The 19,428-nt window shown below is 59.1% G+C and carries 21 protein-coding genes and 1 tRNA gene; 6 read left to right on the top strand and 16 right to left on the bottom strand.

The genetic code is table 11. The annotated features are described in order from the left end of the window. Positions 1 to 17 precede the first annotated feature (17 nt). The 8 genes from ychF to ACA075_RS25585 all read right to left on the bottom strand — a co-directional run bounded on the left by ychF (position 18) and on the right by ACA075_RS25585 (position 6,939). A complete protein-coding gene (gene ychF, locus ACA075_RS25620; RefSeq protein ID WP_008153431.1) occupies positions 18 to 1,118 on the bottom strand; it encodes a redox-regulated ATPase YchF in 1,101 nt (366 codons plus the stop codon). Between the two features lie 22 nt (positions 1,119 to 1,140). After that, positions 1,141 to 1,725 (bottom strand): aminoacyl-tRNA hydrolase, encoded by a 585-nt coding sequence (pth, locus tag ACA075_RS25615; RefSeq protein WP_008153430.1) that lies wholly within the window; start codon positions 1,723 to 1,725, stop codon positions 1,141 to 1,143. A 170-nt stretch (positions 1,726 to 1,895) separates the two neighbouring features. Next, the gene (locus tag ACA075_RS25610; protein WP_074880258.1) at positions 1,896 to 2,498 is read right to left on the bottom strand and encodes a 50S ribosomal protein L25/general stress protein Ctc; all 603 of its coding nucleotides are present in this window, start codon (positions 2,496 to 2,498) and stop codon (positions 1,896 to 1,898) included. 141 nt (positions 2,499 to 2,639) lie between these two features. Next, entirely contained in the window at positions 2,640 to 3,581 is a 942-nt protein-coding gene (locus tag ACA075_RS25605; protein ID WP_003208392.1) for a ribose-phosphate pyrophosphokinase, read from the bottom strand. Between the two features lie 46 nt (positions 3,582 to 3,627). Next, a tRNA-Gln gene (locus tag ACA075_RS25600) sits at positions 3,628 to 3,702 on the bottom strand. Between the two features lie 36 nt (positions 3,703 to 3,738). Continuing rightward, positions 3,739 to 4,590 (bottom strand): 4-(cytidine 5'-diphospho)-2-C-methyl-D-erythritol kinase, encoded by an 852-nt coding sequence (ispE, locus tag ACA075_RS25595; protein WP_497299334.1) that lies wholly within the window; start codon positions 4,588 to 4,590, stop codon positions 3,739 to 3,741. Positions 4,591 to 4,592: 2 nt separating this feature from the next. Continuing rightward, positions 4,593 to 5,210, bottom strand: coding sequence for a lipoprotein insertase outer membrane protein LolB (gene lolB, locus ACA075_RS25590; protein ID WP_497296109.1), 618 nt, complete (start codon positions 5,208 to 5,210; stop codon positions 4,593 to 4,595). 4 nt (positions 5,211 to 5,214) lie between these two features. Then, positions 5,215 to 6,939 (bottom strand): tetratricopeptide repeat protein, encoded by a 1,725-nt coding sequence (locus ACA075_RS25585; RefSeq protein WP_497296108.1) that lies wholly within the window; start codon positions 6,937 to 6,939, stop codon positions 5,215 to 5,217. Between the two features lie 182 nt (positions 6,940 to 7,121). Between ACA075_RS25585 and hemA the strand changes: the two genes are divergently transcribed. From hemA to ACA075_RS25555, 6 genes are all read left to right on the top strand, one after another. Beyond that, positions 7,122 to 8,411 carry a glutamyl-tRNA reductase gene (gene hemA / locus ACA075_RS25580; RefSeq protein ID WP_145310069.1) on the top strand — a complete coding sequence of 430 codons (1,290 nt, stop codon included), beginning with the start codon at positions 7,122 to 7,124 and terminating at the stop codon, positions 8,409 to 8,411. Then, on the top strand, positions 8,408 to 9,490 hold the full coding sequence (gene prfA / locus ACA075_RS25575) for a peptide chain release factor 1 (protein WP_497296107.1): 1,083 nt from the start codon (positions 8,408 to 8,410) through the stop codon (positions 9,488 to 9,490). The genes hemA and prfA overlap by 4 nt, the downstream gene beginning before the upstream one ends. After that, a complete protein-coding gene (gene prmC / locus ACA075_RS25570; RefSeq protein ID WP_497296106.1) occupies positions 9,491 to 10,321 on the top strand; it encodes a peptide chain release factor N(5)-glutamine methyltransferase in 831 nt (276 codons plus the stop codon). Beyond that, on the top strand, positions 10,315 to 11,070 hold the full coding sequence (locus ACA075_RS25565) for a molybdopterin-synthase adenylyltransferase MoeB (protein ID WP_497296105.1): 756 nt from the start codon (positions 10,315 to 10,317) through the stop codon (positions 11,068 to 11,070). Before prmC ends, ACA075_RS25565 begins: the two co-directional genes overlap by 7 nt. Next, the gene (gene murI, locus ACA075_RS25560) at positions 11,063 to 11,854 is read left to right on the top strand and encodes a glutamate racemase (protein WP_497296104.1); all 792 of its coding nucleotides are present in this window, start codon (positions 11,063 to 11,065) and stop codon (positions 11,852 to 11,854) included. Before ACA075_RS25565 ends, murI begins: the two co-directional genes overlap by 8 nt. A 113-nt stretch (positions 11,855 to 11,967) precedes the next feature. Next, positions 11,968 to 12,486, top strand: a complete 519-nt coding sequence (locus tag ACA075_RS25555) for an acyloxyacyl hydrolase (RefSeq protein ID WP_497296103.1) — start codon at positions 11,968 to 11,970, stop codon at positions 12,484 to 12,486. 129 nt (positions 12,487 to 12,615) lie between these two features. Here ACA075_RS25555 and ACA075_RS25550 read toward each other — a convergent pair whose 3' ends face one another. From ACA075_RS25550 to phrB, 8 genes are read right to left on the bottom strand one after another with little or no spacing between them, the layout of a single operon-like run. Further along, entirely contained in the window at positions 12,616 to 12,921 is a 306-nt protein-coding gene (locus tag ACA075_RS25550) for a YkgJ family cysteine cluster protein (RefSeq protein WP_497296102.1), read from the bottom strand. A 34-nt stretch (positions 12,922 to 12,955) separates the two neighbouring features. Next, positions 12,956 to 13,477 (bottom strand): DUF2878 domain-containing protein, encoded by a 522-nt coding sequence (locus ACA075_RS25545; protein ID WP_497296101.1) that lies wholly within the window; start codon positions 13,475 to 13,477, stop codon positions 12,956 to 12,958. Next, positions 13,470 to 14,741, bottom strand: coding sequence for a class I SAM-dependent methyltransferase (locus tag ACA075_RS25540; protein WP_497296100.1), 1,272 nt, complete (start codon positions 14,739 to 14,741; stop codon positions 13,470 to 13,472). The genes ACA075_RS25545 and ACA075_RS25540 overlap by 8 nt, the downstream gene beginning before the upstream one ends. After that, complete coding sequence (locus ACA075_RS25535; protein WP_497296099.1) at positions 14,728 to 15,543, bottom strand: DUF1365 domain-containing protein; 816 nt, start codon at positions 15,541 to 15,543, stop codon at positions 14,728 to 14,730. The genes ACA075_RS25540 and ACA075_RS25535 overlap by 14 nt, the downstream gene beginning before the upstream one ends. Beyond that, a complete protein-coding gene (locus tag ACA075_RS25530) occupies positions 15,540 to 16,787 on the bottom strand; it encodes an NAD(P)/FAD-dependent oxidoreductase (RefSeq protein WP_497296098.1) in 1,248 nt (415 codons plus the stop codon). The genes ACA075_RS25535 and ACA075_RS25530 overlap by 4 nt, the downstream gene beginning before the upstream one ends. Further along, the gene (locus ACA075_RS25525; RefSeq protein ID WP_497296097.1) at positions 16,784 to 17,566 is read right to left on the bottom strand and encodes an SDR family NAD(P)-dependent oxidoreductase; all 783 of its coding nucleotides are present in this window, start codon (positions 17,564 to 17,566) and stop codon (positions 16,784 to 16,786) included. Before ACA075_RS25525 ends, ACA075_RS25530 begins: the two co-directional genes overlap by 4 nt. After that, positions 17,563 to 17,985, bottom strand: coding sequence for a nuclear transport factor 2 family protein (locus ACA075_RS25520; protein ID WP_497296096.1), 423 nt, complete (start codon positions 17,983 to 17,985; stop codon positions 17,563 to 17,565). Before ACA075_RS25520 ends, ACA075_RS25525 begins: the two co-directional genes overlap by 4 nt. Further along, the gene (phrB, locus tag ACA075_RS25515; protein WP_497296095.1) at positions 17,978 to 19,423 is read right to left on the bottom strand and encodes a deoxyribodipyrimidine photo-lyase; all 1,446 of its coding nucleotides are present in this window, start codon (positions 19,421 to 19,423) and stop codon (positions 17,978 to 17,980) included. Before phrB ends, ACA075_RS25520 begins: the two co-directional genes overlap by 8 nt. Positions 19,424 to 19,428: the final 5 nt, after the last annotated feature.

Raw genomic sequence — 19,428 nt, 5'->3', positions numbered from 1 at the left:
TGCTTCGTCTTGAAGACTTAGACGTTGAAACGGAAGTGCATCACGTCGCCGTCTTTAACGATGTAGTCCTTGCCTTCCAGACGCCATTTACCGGCCTCTTTGGTGCCGGCTTCGCCCTTGTACTGGATGAAGTCGTCGTAGGCGATGACTTCGGCGCGGATGAAGCCTTTTTCGAAGTCGGTGTGGATCACGCCAGCGGCTTGTGGTGCGGTGGCACCCACGCGGACGGTCCAGGCGCGGACTTCTTCGACACCGGCGGTGAAGTAGGTCTGCAGGTGCAGCATCTCGTAGCCGGCGCGGATCACGCGGTTCAGGCCAGGTTCTTCGAGGCCCAGGGCTTCGAGGAACATGTCTTTCTCTTCACCGTCTTCGAGTTCGGCGATTTCAGCTTCGATCTTGTTGCAGACCGGAACCACCATGGCGCCTTCTTCTTCGGCGATGGCCTTGACGATGTCCAGCAGCGGGTTGTTCTCGAAACCGTCTTCAGCGACGTTGGCGATGTACATGACCGGCTTGGTGGTCAGCAGGTGGAAACCACGGATCACCGCTTTATCGTCGGCACCCATGGTCTTCATCAGGGTGCGCGCTGGCTTGCCGAGGGTGAAGTGAGCGATCAATTGCTCCAACAAACCTTTCTGAACCACGGCGTCCTTGTCACCACCCTTGGCGTTACGGGCGACTTTCTGCAGTTGTTTCTCGCAGCTGTCGAGGTCGGCGAAGATCAGTTCCAGGTCGATGATTTCGATGTCGCGTTTCGGGTCGACGCTGTTGGAAACGTGAATCACGTTCTCGTCTTCGAAGCAGCGGACCACGTGCGCGATGGCATCGGTCTCGCGGATGTTGGCGAGGAATTTGTTGCCCAGGCCTTCACCTTTCGAGGCGCCGGCTACCAGGCCTGCGATGTCGACGAATTCCATGGTGGTCGGCAGGATGCGCTTTGGATTGACGATGGCCGCCAGGGCTTCCAGACGCGGATCCGGCATCGGCACGATACCGGTGTTCGGCTCGATGGTGCAGAAGGGGAAGTTCTCGGCCGCGATCCCGGATTTGGTCAGGGCGTTGAACAGGGTGGACTTGCCGACGTTAGGCAGGCCGACGATGCCGCAATTGAATCCCATGGTGTTTCCCCTCGGATAAGAGTCAGGCCTTCTGGCTGTGCAGGTTTTTCATCGCGCGGTTCCATTCACCGGCGAGAATATCCGGCAGCACGCCGAGGGCAAAGTCGATGCTGGCATCGAGTTTTTCCTGTTCGGCGCGTGGCGCACGACCCAGGACGAAATTTGAAACCATACTGGCAACGCCTGGGTGGCCAATGCCAAGCCGCAAGCGGTGAAAGGTATTCTGATTGCCCAGTTGCGCAATGATGTCGCGCAACCCGTTATGACCGCCGTGGCCGCCGCCCTGTTTGAGTTTGGCAACGCCCGGTGGCAGGTCGAGTTCGTCATGCGCCACGAGGATTTCTTCGGGCGTGATGCGGAAGAAACCGGCGAGTGCCGCGACGGCCTGGCCGCTGCGGTTCATGTACGTGGTGGGAATCAGCAGACGAACATCCTGACCCTGATGCGAATAGCGCCCGGTCAGGCCGAAATATTTGCGATCGGCGACAAGGTTTACGCCTTGCGCGTTTGCGATGCGCTCAACAAAAAGGGCCCCTGCGTTATGCCGGGTCTGTTCGTATTCAGCGCCTGGATTACCCAGGCCAACGATCAGTTTGATGGCAGTCACGATAGGGGCCCTTCCTTGGAGTGGTGGATAACATCGCAGCAATCAGTAAGTGCGGCGAAAGTGGACGACAAGTGCTCATTTACCATTATGTAAACTCCGCGTTCTCGCCCGCTTTCTCGCTACGTTCCAGTCCGCGATGTTACTTGATCACTCCGGCATGACAGAGTGAATTACTCTGCTGCGCCTTCTTCAGTAGCTTCTGGAGCAACACGTGGAGCGTGGACGTTGGCAACAGCCTTGTCATCGCCGTGTGCCAGAGCAACAAACTCAACGCCTTTAGGGGCTTTGAGGTCGGACAGGTGAATGATCGAACCGATTTCGGCGTTAGCCAGGTCGACTTCGATGAATTCAGGCAGGTCTTTTGGCAGGCAGGTCACTTCGATTTCCGAAACAACGTGCGAAACTTCGCCGCCTTTCTTGATCGGGGCTTCTTCACCAACAAAGTGTACAGGCACGATAGCGGTCAGTTTCTGGCCGGCTACAACGCGCACGAAGTCAGCGTGCAGTACGTGGCCTTTGGCCGGGTGACGCTGCAGAGCCTTGATGATTACGTTTTGCTTGGTGCCGCCAACGTTCAGCTCGATGATGTGGCTGTAAGCCGCTTCGTTTTCGAGCAGTTTGGCAACTTCTTTAGCCAGCATGCTGATGGATTCAGGGGCTTTTTCGCCACCGTAAACTACAGCTGGAACCAGGCTTGCGAGACGACGCAGGCGGCGGCTCGCACCTTTCCCCAGGTCGGAACGCACTTCAGCATTCAGAGTAAATTCGTTCATGTTGTATCTCCAAAATAACCACATTCGCCTCAGCGGTTGCGACCAGCGCTAAAGGCGATATGGGCAAAAAAGCCCCGCCCCGACAGGAATGCCGGGGCGGGGCGCTTTTCGTCAACGAGATGATCGAGAAGGGCAGGGCCCTTAACGGAACATCGCGCTGATCGATTCTTCGTTGCTGATGCGGCGGACCGCTTCAGCAACTACCGGCGCGATATCCAGTTGACGGATACGCGAGCAGGCTTGAGCAGCAGCGGACAACGGGATGGTGTTAGTCACCACCAGTTCGTCCAGCATGGAATTTTCAATGTTTTCGATCGCCCGACCGGACAGCACAGGGTGTGTGCAGTAGGCGAAAACCTTGGCAGCGCCATGCTCTTTCAGGGCCTTGGCCGCGTGGCACAGAGTGCCGGCGGTATCGACCATGTCATCGACCAGAATACAGGTACGCCCTTCGACATCACCGATGATATGCATCACTTCAGAGTGATTGGCTTTCTCGCGGCGTTTGTCGATGATCCCGAGATCAACGCCCAGGGATTTGGCAACAGCACGTGCACGCACGACGCCGCCAATGTCCGGGGACACGATCATCAGGTTTTCGAAGCGCTGATCTTCAATGTCATCCACCAATACTGGGGAGCCGTAGATGTTATCTACCGGAATATCGAAGAAACCCTGGATCTGGTCAGCATGCAAATCAACCGTGAGAACACGGTCGATGCCGACTACGGTAAGCATGTCAGCCACGACTTTCGCGCTGATAGCCACACGTGCGGAACGCGGACGGCGATCCTGACGGGCATAACCAAAGTAAGGAATAACAGCAGTGATACGAGTAGCCGAGGAGCGGCGGAAGGCATCAGCCATCACTACCAGTTCCATCAGGTTATCGTTGGTCGGAGCGCAAGTCGGCTGAATAATGAAGACATCTTTACCGCGGACGTTTTCATTGATCTCGGCAGTAATTTCGCCGTCGGAGAACTTACCGACAGAGATGTCACCGAGAGGGATATGCAGCTGACGTACAACACGCCGAGCCAGATCGGGGTTAGCGTTCCCCGTAAAGACCATCATCTTGGACACGCGCAGTACCTGAAGGCTGAGGGTAACCTGGATGAGTATAGGAAAATGGCAGGGGCGGCTGGATTCGAACCAACGCATGGCAGGATCAAAACCTGCTGCCTTACCGCTTGGCGACGCCCCTGTATCTGTTGCAACGATTACCCAGTAATCGATTCCTTTAGAGCAGATTTTGCAGCTTGCGATGCAACATCGAAATGTTGCTTCCTTTTGCTACAAACCCTGTAAGGGTCTCTGTAAGAAGGGCCGAGACTTTATCAGCTTCAGCTTTGCTTGGGAAGCCCCCAAACACACAACTTCCAGTTCCGGTGAGTTTTGCTTCGGTAAATTTACCTAACAAATTCAATGCGTTACGTACATCTGGATAACGCCTTGCTACCACCGGTAAGCAGTCATTTCGACTGTTTCCCTTGGGAACGGGGCGCACTTTAATGGGAGAAGAGTTACGTGTCAACAACGGATCTGAAAAAATTTCTGCTGTACTTACAGATACTTGCGGCACAAGCACGAGATACCACGGTTCTTCGGGGTCTACGGGGGTGAGTTTCTCCCCTACGCCCTCGGCGAAAGCCGCGTGCCCACGCACGAAAACCGGGACGTCGGCGCCAAGCGTCAGCCCCAGCACGGCCAGTCGATCCTCATCCCAACCCAGTTGCCAGAGATGATTGAGGCCGAGCAAAGTCGTCGCGGCATTTGAACTGCCGCCACCGATTCCACCGCCCATGGGCAGGATTTTTTCGATCCAGATGTCGATGCCGAGCGAACAACCGGATTGCTCCTGAAGTTTTTTCGCAGCTTTGACGATCAGATTGCTGTCGTGAGGAACGCCATCGAATTCGGTGTGCAGTTGAATCACACCGTCGTCGCGCACGGCGAAGGTGATTTCATCGCCGTAATCAAGAAACTGAAAAATCGTCTGCAACTCGTGATAACCGTCTTCACGGCGGCCGAGGATGTGCAGCATCAGATTGAGTTTGGCTGGGGAGGGCAGCGTCAAGCGCGCGACGGTCATGTTCACTGCCCCAGTTTGCGTGGTTGCCATTCCTTGATCACCAGCGTGACATCAAGGTCGGTGCCGTGCAGTTTGATCCGCTCGGGCAGCCAATAGCCGTTTTGCTCGGCGTAACTGAGGTATTCGACTTGCCAGCCGTCCTGCTCGAGATTGGCCAGCCGACTGTCGGCATCCAGGGTCAGGCGACTTTTGCTGTCCGGGGCCGGAAGCCCGCGAACCCACCACGCCAGATTGGACACCGGCAACTTCCAGCCGAGCTGTTCTTCAACCAGCGCTTCAGGGGTCGTGGCGTCATAACGGCCCTGATTGGCCACTTCCAGCGAGACTTTGCCAGGGCGACCGGTCAAGCGAGCTGCGCCGCGACCCAACGGGCCGGAAAGGCGGATGTCGTAGTAGTCCTGTCGCTGTAGCCAGTACAGCGTGCCGCTACCCGAATCCTTTGGTGCGCGGATGCCGATCTTGCCGTTGATCTGCCAGCCATCAAGGCCGGTCAGCTGTTGTTTGTACTCGCGCCATTGGGCCGGGTTGCCTTGGCCCTGGACCGATTCGCGGGCGCCGAAGCCCGAGCAACCGGCGAGCAGGGCGATGAAGCTGAAAACAATAAGGTGGCGCAAAAACATAATCTTAAAGAGTCTCTGATCCGGTCAGGCGCTTGATGGTGCTGCGCAGGATGGGGCTGTCGGGTTGTTCCTTGAGGAACTTGCTCCAGACTTGTTTGGCTTCCCGTTGCTTGCCATTGGCCCACAGGACTTCGCCCAGATGAGCGGCAACTTCCTGATCGGGAAAACGATCCAGGGCCTGACGCAGATAGCGCTCGGCTTCATCGAGATTGCCCAGGCGGAAGTGCACCCAGCCGAGGCTGTCGAGTACCGCCGGGTCTTCAGGGTTGATCTGGTGCGCTTGTTCGATCAGGGCCTTGGCTTCGGCGTAACGCGTCGTGCGATCCGACAGGGTGTAGCCGAGGGCGTTCAACGCCATCGCATTGTCCGGGTCGCGCTTGATGATCAGACGCAGGTCTTTTTCCATCTGCGCCAGGTCATTGCGTTTTTCCGCCTGCATGGCGCGGGTGTAAAGCAGGTTCAGATCGTCCGGGTATTTTTGCAGCGCGGTTTGCAGAACCTTCCAGGCCTTGTCGGGCTGATTGTTGGCAGACAAGGTCTCGGCTTCGATCAGGTACAACTGAATCGCGTAATCGGGTTGCTCGTCGCGCTCCGTAGCCAGACGGCTTTGGGCTTCGGCGGTCTTGCCGTTGTTGATCAGTATGTCGGTCTGACGCAGTTGCGCGGGCAGGTAGTCGTTGCCCGGGCCGACCTGGGCGTACTCGATCAGCGCGCCTTGCGGGTCGTTGCGCTCTTCAGCAATACGACCGAGGTTCAGGTGCGCCGAATCGACGTGGCTTTCCCGGGCAATCAAGTCTTCCAGGTAACCCTTGGCCTCGTCCCAGGCCTTGGCTTCCAGGCACACCAACGCCAGGGAGTAACGCAGTTCGTCGTCCTCCGGGTATTGCTGGACCAGGCTTGAGAACTCGACTTTGGCGTCGTCCATGCGGTCCTGTTCAACCAGCATGCGTGCATAGGTCAGGCGCAGGCGTTTGTCGTCCGGGTATTTCTTGATGCTTTTTTGCAGCAACGGCAAGGCTTCGTCGCCACGGTTGAGCCCTTGCAGAAGACGCGCGCGCAGCAGGATCGGGGCGATTTCGCCGTCGTCCGGTGGATTGTCCTCCAGCAGGGTCAGCGCGCCTTTGGCGTCACCGTCCTGTTGCAGCAGCAAAGCCTTGCCGAATATCAACTGGCTGTTGTTCGGGTGGCGCTGCAACAAACGGTCAAAACTTTTCATCAGACCGTTGCGCGTGTCCTGGTCGGTATCGGCCGCGGACAGGGCGAGGAAGTCGAAATGCGTGTCACCCTTGCCGAGCAGGACTTTCTCCATATAGACCATGGAATCGTCATAACGCCCGGCGCGCGCCAGCTGCACGGCAGCCGCTCGTTGCGCCTCGAGATCGTCCGGGGCGTTTTTTGCCCAGATCAAAGCGGTATCCAGGGCAGCCTGATCGGCGCCCAGGTATTCGGCAATGCGGAAAGCCCGCTCGGAGATGCCCGGATCCTGAGTGTTGATGGCTTGGGTGACGTAGTTGTCCAGGGCAATGTCGAAACGATTGCGCTGGCCAGCCAGTTCGGCGCTCAACAGGCTGAAGACGGTTTCTTCACTGAATGAGCTGTAAACCTTGGGCTTTTCAGGGGCCGGAGTGCTGTCTTCGACCGGCGGCGTACCGTCCGACGAAACGGGTGCCAAGACCTGGCAGCCGCTGAGGAAGACAAAAGCGAGGAGCAACGCGGAAGATCTATTCATATAGGAAGAGGACGACTAACCTGCGGTCGGATCATCATGACACAAGCCTTCGGCCAAACATAACCGAGTCTCGATGGATGCCTTTATAGAGGCAGGTCATTGGGACAATAGTCAGCGGTAGTTGTTCTGGCTCTGTCGAAGTAGGACAATTGCCGGCTTCACGTCACCATCAGCGACCTTGAATGGCCTTCCTTGCACTCGGTATCAACCACAAGACTGCTTCAGTAGACGTCCGCGAGCGCGTGGCCTTTACCCCTGAGCAGCTGGTGGAGGCCTTGCAGCAGCTCTGCCGACTGACCGACAGCCGCGAAGCTGCGATCCTCTCCACCTGCAATCGCAGTGAACTCTATATAGAACAGGATCACCTTTCGGCTGACATCATCTTGCGCTGGCTGGCCGATTATCATCATTTGAGCCTCGAAGAGCTGCGCGCGAGCGCTTATGTGCACGAAGATGATGCGGCAGTTCGTCACATGATGCGGGTGGCCTCCGGGCTCGATTCGCTGGTGTTGGGCGAACCGCAGATTCTCGGTCAGATGAAATCGGCCTACGCCGTGGCGCGTGAGGCCGGCACCATCGGTCCGCTGCTCGGGCGTTTGTTTCAAGCGACGTTCAATGCGGCCAAGCAAGTGCGCACCGACACCGCCATCGGCGAGAACCCGGTGTCCGTGGCGTTTGCCGCGGTCAGCCTGGCGAAACAGATTTTCAGCGATTTGCAGCGCAGCCAGGCCTTGCTGATTGGCGCTGGCGAGACCATCACCCTGGTCGCCCGTCATCTGCATGAACTGGGTGTGAAGCGCATCGTGGTCGCCAACCGTACACTGGAACGCGCGAGCATCCTCGCCGAGCAGTTTGGCGCCCATGCCGTTTTGCTCTCGGACATCCCGGCAGAGCTGGTGCGCAGCGACATCGTGATCAGTTCCACCGCCAGCCAGTTGCCGATCCTGGGCAAAGGTGCCGTGGAAAGCGCCTTGAAACTGCGCAAGCACAAACCGATCTTCATGGTAGACATCGCCGTTCCTCGGGATATCGAGCCGGAAGTCGGCGAGTTGGACGACGTTTACCTCTATAGCGTTGACGATCTCCACGAAGTGGTCGCCGAGAACCTCAAGAGCCGGCAGGGCGCTGCCCAGGCGGCGGAAGAGATGGTCTCGGTCGGCGCCGAAGATTTCATGGTCCGTCTGCGTGAGCTGGCGGCGGTGGATGTGCTCAAGGCCTATCGCCAACAAAGCGAGCGCATGCGCGACGAAGAATTGCAGAAGGCCCAGCGCATGCTGGCCAACGGCAGCAGCGCCGAAGAGGTGCTGGTGCAATTGGCGCGAGGCCTGACCAACAAACTCTTGCACGCCCCGAGTGTGCAGTTGAAAAAGCTTTCTGCCGAAGGCCGCCTCGATGCGCTGGCCATGGCCCAGGAACTCTTTGCCCTGAATGAGGGCTCATCGGATAGCTTTTCGGATAAGAAACCGCAATGAAAGCGTCACTGCTCAATAAGCTGGACATCCTCCAGGACCGTTTCGAGGAATTGACCGCCCTGCTTGGCGATGGCGAAGTCATTTCCGATCAGAACAAATTCCGCACCTATTCCAAGGAATACGCGGAAGTCGAACCGATTGTGGCCACCTATAAACAGCTGCTCAAAGTGCAAGGCGACCTCGAAGGTGCCCAGGCACTGCTCAAGGACAGCGACCCGGACATGCGCGAAATGGCCGTGGAAGAAGTTCGCGAAGCCAAAGAGCAACTGATCGAGATCGAAGCCAGCCTGCAACGCATGTTGCTGCCCAAGGACCCGAATGACGGGCGCAACGTGTTTCTCGAAATCCGTGCCGGCACCGGCGGTGACGAGGCGGCGATTTTCGCCGGCGACCTCTTCCGCATGTATTCGCGTTACGCCGAGCGTCGCGGCTGGCGGGTGGAAATCCTCTCCGAGAACATCGGCGAGCATGGCGGCTATAAAGAAGTCATCGCCCGGGTTGAAGGCGAAAACGTCTACGGCAAACTGAAGTTCGAATCCGGCGCGCACCGCGTGCAACGGGTTCCGGCCACCGAATCCCAAGGTCGCATCCACACCTCGGCCTGCACCGTGGCGGTGTTGCCCGAGCCGGATGAGCAGGAAACGATCGAGATCAACCCGGCGGATCTGCGGGTCGATACCTACCGTTCCTCAGGTGCCGGCGGCCAGCACGTCAACAAGACCGACTCGGCGATCCGCATCACGCACTTGCCGTCCGGTATCGTCGTCGAATGCCAGGAAGAACGTTCCCAGCACAAGAACCGCGCCCGGGCGATGTCCTGGCTGTCGGCCAAGCTCAACGATCAGCAGACCAGCGCCGCCGCGAACGCCATCGCCACCGAGCGTAAATTGCTGGTCGGTTCGGGTGATCGCTCCGAGCGCATCCGCACCTACAACTTTGCCCAGGGCCGGGTCACCGACCACCGCGTCAACCTGACGCTGTATTCCCTCGATGAAATCCTCGCGGGCGGCGTCGAGGCGGTGATCGAACCGTTACTGGCCGAGTTCCAGGCCGATCAATTGGCAGCGATAGGTGAGTAAATGACGATCATTGCCAGTTTGTTGCGCGCCGCCGATTTGCCCGACTCGCCCACGGCGCGTCTGGATGCCGAATTATTGCTGGCCGCGGCCTTGGGCAAGTCCCGCAGTTTTCTGCACACCTGGCCGGAACGCATTGTGCCGAGCGAAGCGGCGCTGAAGTTTGCCGAGTACCTGCAACGTCGTCGTGGTGGCGAGCCGGTGGCCTACATTCTGGGGCAGCAAGGGTTCTGGAAGCTTGATCTGGAAGTCGCGCCGCACACGCTGATCCCGCGCCCGGATACCGAATTGCTGGTGGAAGCGGCGCTGGAATTGCTGCCGGCCACTCCGGCCCAAGTGCTCGATCTTGGCACCGGCAGCGGCGCTATTGCCCTGGCTTTGGCCAGCGAGCGTCCGGCGTGGAAAGTCACAGCAGTGGATCGCGTACTTGAGGCCGTGGCGCTGGCCGAACGCAATCGTCAGCGCTTGCACTTGAACAACGCCACCGTGCTGAGCAGCCATTGGTTCAGCGCCCTGGAAGGCCAGCGTTTTCAATTGATCATCAGCAACCCGCCGTACATCGCCTCCGCCGACCCGCATCTGGTGGAAGGCGATGTGCGTTTCGAACCGGCCAGCGCCCTGGTGGCTGGCGTCGACGGGCTCGACGATCTGCGCCTGATCGTCGCCCAGGCGCCGGATTATCTGGAAGCGGGTGGCTGGCTGATGCTCGAACACGGTTACGATCAAGCTGAAGCCGTGTGCGACTTGCTGCTGAGCCGCGGCTTTGAAAAAGTCCACAGCCGCACCGATCTGGGCGGTCACGAACGTATCAGCCTGGGGCGCCTGCCGTGCTGAATGATCAGGAATTGTTGCGCTACAGTCGGCAGATTCTGTTGCAACACGTCGACATCGACGGCCAGTTGCGACTGAAAGAAAGCCGCGTGTTGATCGTCGGCCTCGGCGGTCTCGGCTCACCGGTTGCGCTGTATCTGGCCGCGGCCGGTGTCGGCGAATTGCACCTGGCGGATTTCGACACCGTCGACCTGACCAACCTGCAACGCCAGATCGTTCACGACACTGACAGCGTCGGCTTGAGCAAGGTCGATTCGGCGATTCGCCGTCTCAGCGCGATCAATCCGCAGATTCAATTGATCGCCCATCGCACCGCGCTGGACGAGGACTCCCTGGCCGCCGCCGTGGCTGCTGTGGATCTGGTGCTGGACTGTTCCGACAATTTCTCGACCCGTGAAGCGGTCAACGCGGCGTGCGTTGCCGCCGGCAAACCGCTGGTCAGCGGCGCGGCGATTCGCCTCGAAGGGCAATTGTCGGTGTTCGACCCGCGACGCCCGGAAAGCCCGTGCTACCACTGTTTATACGGTCACGGCAGCGAAGCCGAATTGACCTGCAGTGAGGCCGGCGTTGTCGGTCCACTGGTTGGGCTGGTGGGTAGCCTCCAGGCGCTGGAAGCCCTGAAACTGCTGGTGGGTTTTGGTGAGCCGTTGGTAGGGCGTCTGTTGCTGATCGATGCCCTGGGCTCGCGCTTCCGTGAATTGCGGGTCAAGCGTGATCCGGGCTGCAGCGTCTGTGGTTCGAAACATGCGTGAAGCGCCGATCGGCGTGTTCGACTCCGGCGTCGGTGGGCTTTCGGTGCTGGCCGAGATCCAGCGTCTGCTGCCTAACGAGTCTCTGCTGTACGTCGCCGATTGCGGGAATATTCCCTACGGCGAGAAAACCCCTGAGTTCATCCAGCAACGTTGCAGCGTGATGGCCGAATTTTTTCAGCAGCAGGGCGCGAAGGCCTTGGTGCTGGCCTGCAACACGGCGACCGTCGCCGGTGTTGCGGACTTGCGGCGCGATTACCCTGAGTGGCCCATCGTCGGCATGGAGCCCGCCGTCAAACCCGCCGCAGCCGCCACCCGCAGTGGTGTGGTCGGCGTACTCGCCACCACCGGCACGTTGCAGAGCGCCAAGTTCGCGGCGTTGCTCGATCGTTTCGCCACCGATGTACGCGTCATCACTCAGCCGTGCCCCGGCCTGGTAGAGCTGATTGAAAACGGCGATCTGCACAGTGAGGCATTGCGTCAGTTGCTGGCCGGGTACGTCGGACCGCTGCTCGGTGCCGGGTGCGACACAATAATTCTCGGCTGCACGCATTATCCCTTCCTAAAGCCATTGCTTAAGCAGATGATCCCCGATGACATCAGCTTGATCGACACTGGCGCCGCTGTAGCGCGGCAACTTCAGCGCCTGTTGGCCGAGCGTGAATTGCTCGCCGGGGGCCCCGCACGTGCTGCGCAGTTCTGGACGAGTGCCGATCCAGAACATTTCAGAAATATCTTGCCGATCTTGTGGAATACCGCGGGTGTTGTGCGAAGCTTCAAGGGGTAAACAAAAACCGGGGGCAAACGAATAATTGGGCTGAACTTCTGATTAAGCGTCGACTTCTATAGCGGTGAGCAACAAAAAAACCTTACGAAATCGTTCGGAAAAGGATGTTTCTAATGAAGCGACTATTCTGCTTGGCCGCGATTGCGGCCGCACTAATGGGGCACAGTTTTACTGCACAGGCAGCAGGTGTGGAGTTCGCAGTCGGCCAGACCAGCGATTCAACCATGACCTATCGACTGGGCGTGCAATTCGATTGGGACAAGAGCTGGCTGCAGAGTGATATCGGTCGTTTGACCGGGTACTGGAGCGGCGCTTATACCTACTGGGACGGCGACAAGACCTCCAGCAACCACAGCCTGTCGTTCTCGCCGGTGTTGGTTTACGAGTTTGCCGGTCAGAGCGTCAAGCCCTATGTGGAACTCGGCGTTGGCATCGCGGCGTTCGCCAATACCGAAGTTGAAAACAATCAACTCGGTAGTGCCTTTCAGTTTGAAGACCGGTTCGGCTTTGGCCTGCGCTTTACCGGCGGACATGAAGTCGGCATTCGTGCGACGCACTATTCCAATGCCGGGATCAGTAGCCCGAACGACGGTGTAGAAAGTTACGCGCTGCACTACACGATGCCGCTCTAAGACTCGCTACTTTAAATGTGGGAGCGAGCCTGCTCGCGATGGCTGCCTGTCAGTCAACACTGTTACTGAATGGCAGACCGCAATCGCGAGCAAGCTCGCTCCCACATTGGATCTGCGTCGACTTCAAATTCAGCGATACACCGTGCTAATCCCCTGGCGCTCATCGATGCATTCCGGTGCGCCCATCTCGAACTCCCGGCAGATCAGCGGACGTTTTTCGTAGATGGTGCACATCATGCTGTTGCGATCCAGCGCAGCGCACCAGCCGTCATCCAGACGCAGCATGACTTCCCCGCCCCAATCATCGGTATCGATAAAACGTTCAGGCACTCCCGTGTCGGTGATCAGCATGACTTCGAGCTGGCAGCAGCAAGCTGCGCAGGTCGAGCACGTGACGGCCGGTTCGGTGATTTGCGTGTGGGGAATGGTTTTCATGGCGGGCAGTGTAAGGCAGTGTGCCCTGGCTGTGTTAAAGGCCTGACGGACGCTTGACCGCGATGTCCGTCGCCAGACGTTGAGCCATGAAATGCAGGGTGGGAAACAGCACGGCCCAGAGCAGGCCGATGCCCAGCAGCGTGGGCACCTGACCGTAAGGAAACTGCACGCCGGCCAGTTGTCCACCGGCGTAATACGACAACGGCCCACCCACGGCGCCCAGCAGGCTGCCGAGCCACCAAGGGTTGGCGGTCCATTGCAGGCAGTGGCGCAAGGTGGTTGCCAGTAATGCCCACAACAGCATCAGCCACAGCGGGATCAAGGGCGCGACGTCGGCAAAGTTGAACACCCCAAGCCAGCGCAACGAACTGTCGACGGTGGTGCCCAGCAGTACAACGCTGAGGATCAGGCGTCCTTCATCAGCCCAGCGACTTATCCACAGCAGATGAATCACCAGCGCCGCCAGCGCCACTAACAACCACACACTGTTGCCGCCCATCACACAGGCAAACCAGCCGAGCTGAAACAGTGCGGCATTGGCCAAACGCTCACGCATCGAAGCGACCCAGCAGCGGCGCGGGCATCGCCGACGGTTTGGCCAGCAGCATTTGCGCGGTGCCGATGGTGCGCTCCAGAAATCCCCCTTCGCAGTAGCACAGATAAAACTCCCACAACCGCAGGAAATAATCGTCGTAGCCCAGCTCGCTCAAGCGCCCCTGGGCTCGGCGAAAATTCTCATGCCACAGGCGCAGGGTTCGGGCGTAGTGCAGGCCGAAATCCTCCATGTGCAGCAAATTCATGTCGGTGTCGCGGCCGATGACTTCCAGCATCTTCTGCACACAGGGCAGGGCGCCGCCAGGAAAAATGTAACGCTGAATGAAATCGACGCTGCCCTTGGCCTGTTCGTAGCGCTGTTCGCGGATGGTGATCGCCTGCAACAGCATCAAGCCGTTGCTTTTGAGCAACTGCGCGCATTGTTTGAAATAGACCGGCAGGAAGCGGTGGCCAACGGCTTCGATCATCTCGATCGACACCAGTTTGTCGAACTGCCCGGTGAGGTCGCGGTAATCCTTGAGCAGCAGCGTGACCTGGTCTTGCAGGCCAAGGGCTTCGATGCGTTGGGCAGTGAAGGCGTACTGTTCTTTTGATAGCGTGGTGGTGGTGACCTTACAGCCGTAATGCTGCGCCGCGTAAAGCGCCATGCTGCCCCAGCCGGTGCCGATTTCCAGCAAATGATCGCTGGGTTTCAACGCGAGTTTCTGGCAGATCCGTTCCAGCTTGTTCAACTGTGCCTGTTCCAGGCTGTCTTCGTCCGACAGGAACTGCGCAGCGGAATACATCATGGTGGGGTCGAGAAACTGTTCGAACAGGTCGTTGCCCAGGTCGTAGTGGGCAGCGATGTTTTTCTGCGAACCTTTGCGAGTGTTTCGATTGAGCCAGTGCAGCGCTTGAACGAAGGGGCGGCCGAGTTTCGCCAGGCCACCTTCCAGCGCATCCAGCACCTCAAGGTTACTGACGAACACGCGAACCACCGCGGTCAGGTCCGGCGAACTCCAATAGCCGTGGATAAACGCTTCGCCAGCGCCAATCGAGCCGTTACCCGCCACCAGTCCCCACGCGGCCGCGTCGAGGATATGGATCTCCCCGATTAATGGGCTGCCTGCGGTTCCGAAGACATGCCGTTCGCCGTTTTCGACGACCACCAATTGTCCATGTTTGAGCTGCGTCAGTTGCCGCAGTACACCACGGCGCAGCAACGATCCGGTCAGGCCGTTGGTGCTGAGCAGATTGACTTTGGCCGAGGCGCTAGAGGATTTCATGATGGTGATCCTTGGGAGGAACGATGGCGGTTTGAACGCTGCCATCGGCAGCCTGATGAGCAAATATCGGTGCGCGCTTGAGCAGCAGGCGCAGGGCCTGCCAATAGATCGCCAGGCAGGTTTTCGCCGTCATCCATGGAAAACGCCGCAAGTAACGGTGCAGGCTGGCGCGATCCAGAGCTTCGCGTTTCAGGTTGAGCGTGGCGTCGAACAGTTTCAGTTCGCCCTGCCAGTCCGCCATGTGCACGCCGAGCTTTTTCGCGGCGGGGCTGAAGCTCATGCGGTATTCCAGGTCCATCGGCAAAAACGGCGAGACGTGGAACGCCTTTGCCACCGCGAAATGTTGATGGAAATCGCCCAGATTCACCGGGGCCTTGGCCGGCAATACATAGTGATGACGCTCGCGCCACGGGGTGTTGGTGACTTCGCAAAGAATCGCCGCCAGTTGCCCGTCAGCCTCATGGCAGTAGAAAAAACTCACCGGGTTGAACGACACGCCCCAACTGCGCGGCTGGGTCAGCAGGCAGATCGAACCTTGGGGCGCATGACCGATGGCCTCGCCGACGAGCTGGCGCACCGCGTCAATCAGGCGCATGCCGCTGCCGGTATAGGCCTTGAGGTAATCGCTCTCGCGAAACGAGAACGCTGCGAAGCGACTGTTGCCCGAGAACGGCGACAGGTCGAGCACGGCCTCCTGTTCGTCGAGGTCCAGGTACAACAGACCGATCCGGTAACGGAAGGCATGAGGCTTTGGGGCGAACCGCCGATGGGCGATCCAGCCGCTGTAGAGGGCGCTGTTCACAACACTTCACCAAACGAGCGAGCAACGCGCAACGCGCTGACCACGCCGTCCTCATGAAAACCGTTGGCCCAATAGGCGCCGCAGTAATAAGTGTGTTGCACGCCGTCCAGTTCCTCCCAACGGCTTTGTGCGGCGACGGCTGCCAGGCTGAATTGCGGATGGGCGTAAGTGAATCTGGCGAGCACTTTGCTCGGGTCGATGCCAGCGCTCTGGTTAAGGCTGACGCAGAACGTGGTGTCGCTCTGGATGCCTTGCAGGATATTCATGTCGTAGGTGACGGCGGCGCGTGTGTGGCCCGGGCCACCGAGGCGGTAATTCCAGCTGGCCCACGCGAGTTCTCGGGTGGGCAGCAGTCGTGTGTCGGTGTGCAGCACCACTTCGTTGTCGGCGTAGGGCAGGGCGCTGAGGATCGATTGTTCGGTATCGCTCGGCCTGGCCAGCAGTTTCAGGGCCTGATCGCTGTGGCAGGCAAACACCACTTTGTCGAATCGCTCGCTGCCGGCTGCGCTGTGGATAACGACGCCTTCCTCATCGCGCTCGACCCGGGTTACCGGGCAGTCGCGACGGATCTTCTCTTTGAAGGTCGCCGTCAATGGCTCGATGTAAGCACTCGAGCCGCCTTCGATCACCCGCCATTGCGGGCGATTGCTGATGGACAACAAGCCGTGATTCTTGAAAAACCTGACGAAGGATTGCAGCGGGAAACTGAGCATGTCAGCCATGGACATCGACCAGATCGCTGCGCCCATCGGCACGATGTAATGCAGGATGAACCGCTCGCCATAGCGGCCGTTTTTCAGATAGTCGTCCAACGTGGTGTCGGCGGCGATCCGACCCTCGGCCAGGTCACGCTGCGCCTCTTTGTTGAAACGCTGGATGTCGCGCAACATGCCCCAGAAGCCAGGTGACAACAGATTTCGCCGTTGGGCGAACAGGCTGTTGAGGTTATTGCCGTTGTATTCCAGGCCCGAGTCTGGATCCGTCACTGAAAAACTCATTTCAGTCGGTTTCGACCCCACGCCGATCTGGCCGAGCAGGCGAATGAAATTCGGGTAGGTCCAGTCGTTGAACACAATGAAACCGGTGTCCACGGCGTAGTGCTGGTCATCCACGGTCACGTCCACGGTGTGGGTGTGCCCGCCGATCCAGTCGCTGGCCTCGAACAGGGTGATCTCGTGCCTGCGATTGAGCAGGTAGGCGCTGGTCAGCCCTGAAATTCCGCTGCCGATGATGGCGATGTTCACGGCACATCCCGGATCGGTGGGCTGCTACGCACCATGCGTTTGCCGATGGCCAGTTTCACGCAATTGGGCATTTTCGACAGCGGCCAGAGAGCAGCCATGAACAGTCCCGGAAAGGCGATCTCCAGGGGACGGTTTTTGAGTTTGGCGAAGATGTGCCGGGCTGCCTTAGCCACCGGCCAACTGAGCGGCATCGGGAAATCGTTTTTTGCCGTCAGCGGGGTCTCGACAAACCCCGGGCTGACCACCGTGACGTCGATGCCTTCCGGCGCAAGGTCAATGCGCAGGGATTCGAACAGGTAACGCAGCCCGGCCTTCGACGCGCCGTAGGCTTCGGCCCGTGGCAGCGGCAGGTAGGTCACCGAACTGGCGACGCCCACCAGATGCGGCGCCGTGCCCTTGCGTAGCAGGGGCAAAGCGGCCTCGATGCAATAGGCGCTCGCGAGCAGATTGGTGCGCACCACGTGCTCGACGATCGACGCATCGAACTGTTTGACGTCGACGTATTCGCAGGTGCCGGCATTGAGGATGACCGTGTCCAGAGAGCCCCATTCATGAGCGATTTTTTCGCCGATTTCGCGCACCGTCTGACTGTCGGTCAGATCGCCAGGCACCACCAGCACTTGCCCGGGATAACGCAGGGACAAGACTTTCAAAACCGCGTGGGAGCGCGAACTCACCGCCAGGTGGGCACCGGTTTTCAGTATTTCTTCGGCCAGCGAGGCGCCGATGCCGCTGCTGGCGCCTGTCAACCAATATCGCCGTGGAGGTGTAAGGCTCATCCCATTCTCCTTTTCAGCCACGAAATCGCCCGACCCAATACGGGTAAATGTTCGTAAAGCAGTGCCCCGGCATCGAAGTAATCCCGGTGGCGATAAACCTTGTCCCGCCAGAGCAGGTGCGAGCAGCCGTCGACGTGAATCAGCTGGCCGCCGCTCAGGCGCGGATGGCGGTAGCTCATGACCCAGCGCAGATACCCTTCGCCTTCACCGATCTGGTCGAAGCCATGAAAATCAAAACGCAGCTCGGTGACGTTGGCGTAGAGCTCGGTGAAATAGCCGCGCAACTGTCCGAGCCCTTGCACTTCGTGCAGCGGGTCGGTGAAGTGCACGTCTTCGGCGTAGAGCTCATCGAGGCGTTGTAAATTGTCTTTGTTCAATTGCGCGAACTGCCGGGCAAAACGCCGCAGGAAATCACTCATGAGCGCCTCCCGCTTCTTGTCGCGATGGCAGATTCTTGAACGCAGCCAAGGCTCGCTGGCGTGAAGTGCTCAGGTTGACGATCGGCGATGGATAATCCGCCACGCCGAACAGGCCGCCGAGGTTCGCCGGGTTGTGCACGTCTTTTTTGTTCAGCCCGGCCAGTTGCGGCAACCAGTGCTTGATGAACACGCCTTCGGCGTCGAATTTCTCCGACTGGCTCAGCGGATTGAAAATACGGAAATAAGGGGCCGAGTCAGTGCCCGTGGACGCACTCCACTGCCAGCCACCGTTGTTCGCCGCCAGGTCGCCGTCTATCAAATGGCGCATGAAAAAGCGTTCGCCTTCGCGCCAGTCGATCAGCAGGTTCTTGGTCAGGAACATCGCTACCACCATGCGCAAGCGGTTGTGCATCCAGCCGGTTTCGAGCAATTGGCGCATCGCCGCGTCGATGATCGGCAGGCCGGTACGGGCTTGCTGCCAGGCCAGCAGTTCTTCCGGGGCGTCGCGCCAGGCCAGGGCTTCGGTCTCCGGGCGGAAGGCGCGGTGACGCGAGACCCGTGGGTAGCCCACCAGAATGTGTTTGTAGAACTCGCGCCACAGCAACTCGTTGATCCAGGTGACCGCGCCCACCTTGCCGCTTTCGAACTCGCCTTGATTGCTGTGCAGGGCGGCGTGCAAACACTGGCGTGGGGAAATCACTCCGGCGGCGAGATAAGCCGAAAGCTGGCTGGTGCCGGGTTTGGCCGGGAAGTCGCGCTCGCTTTTGTAGTAGTCGATGTGTGCGTCGGCGAAGGTGTCGAGACGGCGGCTGGCTTCTGTTTCGCCGGCTGGCCAGAGCGTGCGCAGGCTGTCACTGGGCGTTTCGAACCCTTCAATGCTCGAAGGAATGTCGTCACTGCTGATGGGCAGCGGACCCTGTACCGCCGGTACTGGCACCCGCCCCGGAAGAGAGCGGTGCAGACGTTCGTAACAGACTTTGCGAAACTGACTGAAGACCTGAAAGTAAGTACCGGTCTTGGTCAGCACGGTGCCCGGTTTGAACAGCAGTTGATCGAGGTAGCTATACAAGTCGATGCCGTGGGCCTTCAGCGTTTCGGCGACCGCCGTATCGCGACGGCTTTCATGAACCCCGTATTCCTCGTTGACGTGCACCGCCTCCACGTTCAAATGCTGACACAGATTGAGCAGAACTTTCGGCGCTTCATCCCAGCGAGGGGCGTGGCGAACCAAAAGGGGAATGTTCAGTTCGCCCAGGGCGTAGCTCAGTTCACCCAGATTGCGCAGCCAGAAATCCACTTTGCACGGCGCGTCATCGTGTTCCAGCCATTGCGCCGGGCTTAACAGGTACACGGCCACCGTCGGGCCGCGAGCGGCGGCAGCCGAGAGGGCGGTGTTGTCGTGCAGGCGCAAGTCGCTACGCAACCAGATCAATTGCATGGAAG

The organism is Pseudomonas sp. LBUM1663, assembly GCF_059695905.1.
Note: the sequence above shows the minus strand (reverse complement) of the source record. Positions and strands in the feature narration are given on the sequence as shown.

What these genes read in the sequence shown, in the direction of transcription:
- ychF (WP_008153431.1), bottom strand. Translation starts at nt 1,118, where the DNA reads ATGGGATTCAATTGCGGCATCGTCGGCCTGCCTAACGTCGGCAAGTCC.
- ACA075_RS25610 (WP_074880258.1), bottom strand. Translation starts at nt 2,498, where the DNA reads ATGAACGAATTTACTCTGAATGCTGAAGTGCGTTCCGACCTGGGGAAA.
- ispE (WP_497299334.1), bottom strand. Translation starts at nt 4,590, where the DNA reads ATGACCGTCGCGCGCTTGACGCTGCCCTCCCCAGCCAAACTCAATCTG.
- lolB (WP_497296109.1), bottom strand. Translation starts at nt 5,210, where the DNA reads ATGTTTTTGCGCCACCTTATTGTTTTCAGCTTCATCGCCCTGCTCGCC.
- ACA075_RS25585 (WP_497296108.1), bottom strand. Translation starts at nt 6,939, where the DNA reads ATGAATAGATCTTCCGCGTTGCTCCTCGCTTTTGTCTTCCTCAGCGGC.
- hemA (WP_145310069.1), top strand. Translation starts at nt 7,122, where the DNA reads ATGGCCTTCCTTGCACTCGGTATCAACCACAAGACTGCTTCAGTAGAC.
- prfA (WP_497296107.1), top strand. Translation starts at nt 8,408, where the DNA reads ATGAAAGCGTCACTGCTCAATAAGCTGGACATCCTCCAGGACCGTTTC.
- prmC (WP_497296106.1), top strand. Translation starts at nt 9,491, where the DNA reads ATGACGATCATTGCCAGTTTGTTGCGCGCCGCCGATTTGCCCGACTCG.
- murI (WP_497296104.1), top strand. Translation starts at nt 11,063, where the DNA reads ATGCGTGAAGCGCCGATCGGCGTGTTCGACTCCGGCGTCGGTGGGCTT.
- ACA075_RS25555 (WP_497296103.1), top strand. Translation starts at nt 11,968, where the DNA reads ATGAAGCGACTATTCTGCTTGGCCGCGATTGCGGCCGCACTAATGGGG.
- ACA075_RS25550 (WP_497296102.1), bottom strand. Translation starts at nt 12,921, where the DNA reads ATGAAAACCATTCCCCACACGCAAATCACCGAACCGGCCGTCACGTGC.
- ACA075_RS25545 (WP_497296101.1), bottom strand. Translation starts at nt 13,477, where the DNA reads ATGCGTGAGCGTTTGGCCAATGCCGCACTGTTTCAGCTCGGCTGGTTT.
- ACA075_RS25540 (WP_497296100.1), bottom strand. Translation starts at nt 14,741, where the DNA reads ATGAAATCCTCTAGCGCCTCGGCCAAAGTCAATCTGCTCAGCACCAAC.
- ACA075_RS25525 (WP_497296097.1), bottom strand. Translation starts at nt 17,566, where the DNA reads ATGAGCCTTACACCTCCACGGCGATATTGGTTGACAGGCGCCAGCAGC.
- ACA075_RS25520 (WP_497296096.1), bottom strand. Translation starts at nt 17,985, where the DNA reads ATGAGTGATTTCCTGCGGCGTTTTGCCCGGCAGTTCGCGCAATTGAAC.
- phrB (WP_497296095.1), bottom strand. Translation starts at nt 19,423, where the DNA reads ATGCAATTGATCTGGTTGCGTAGCGACTTGCGCCTGCACGACAACACC.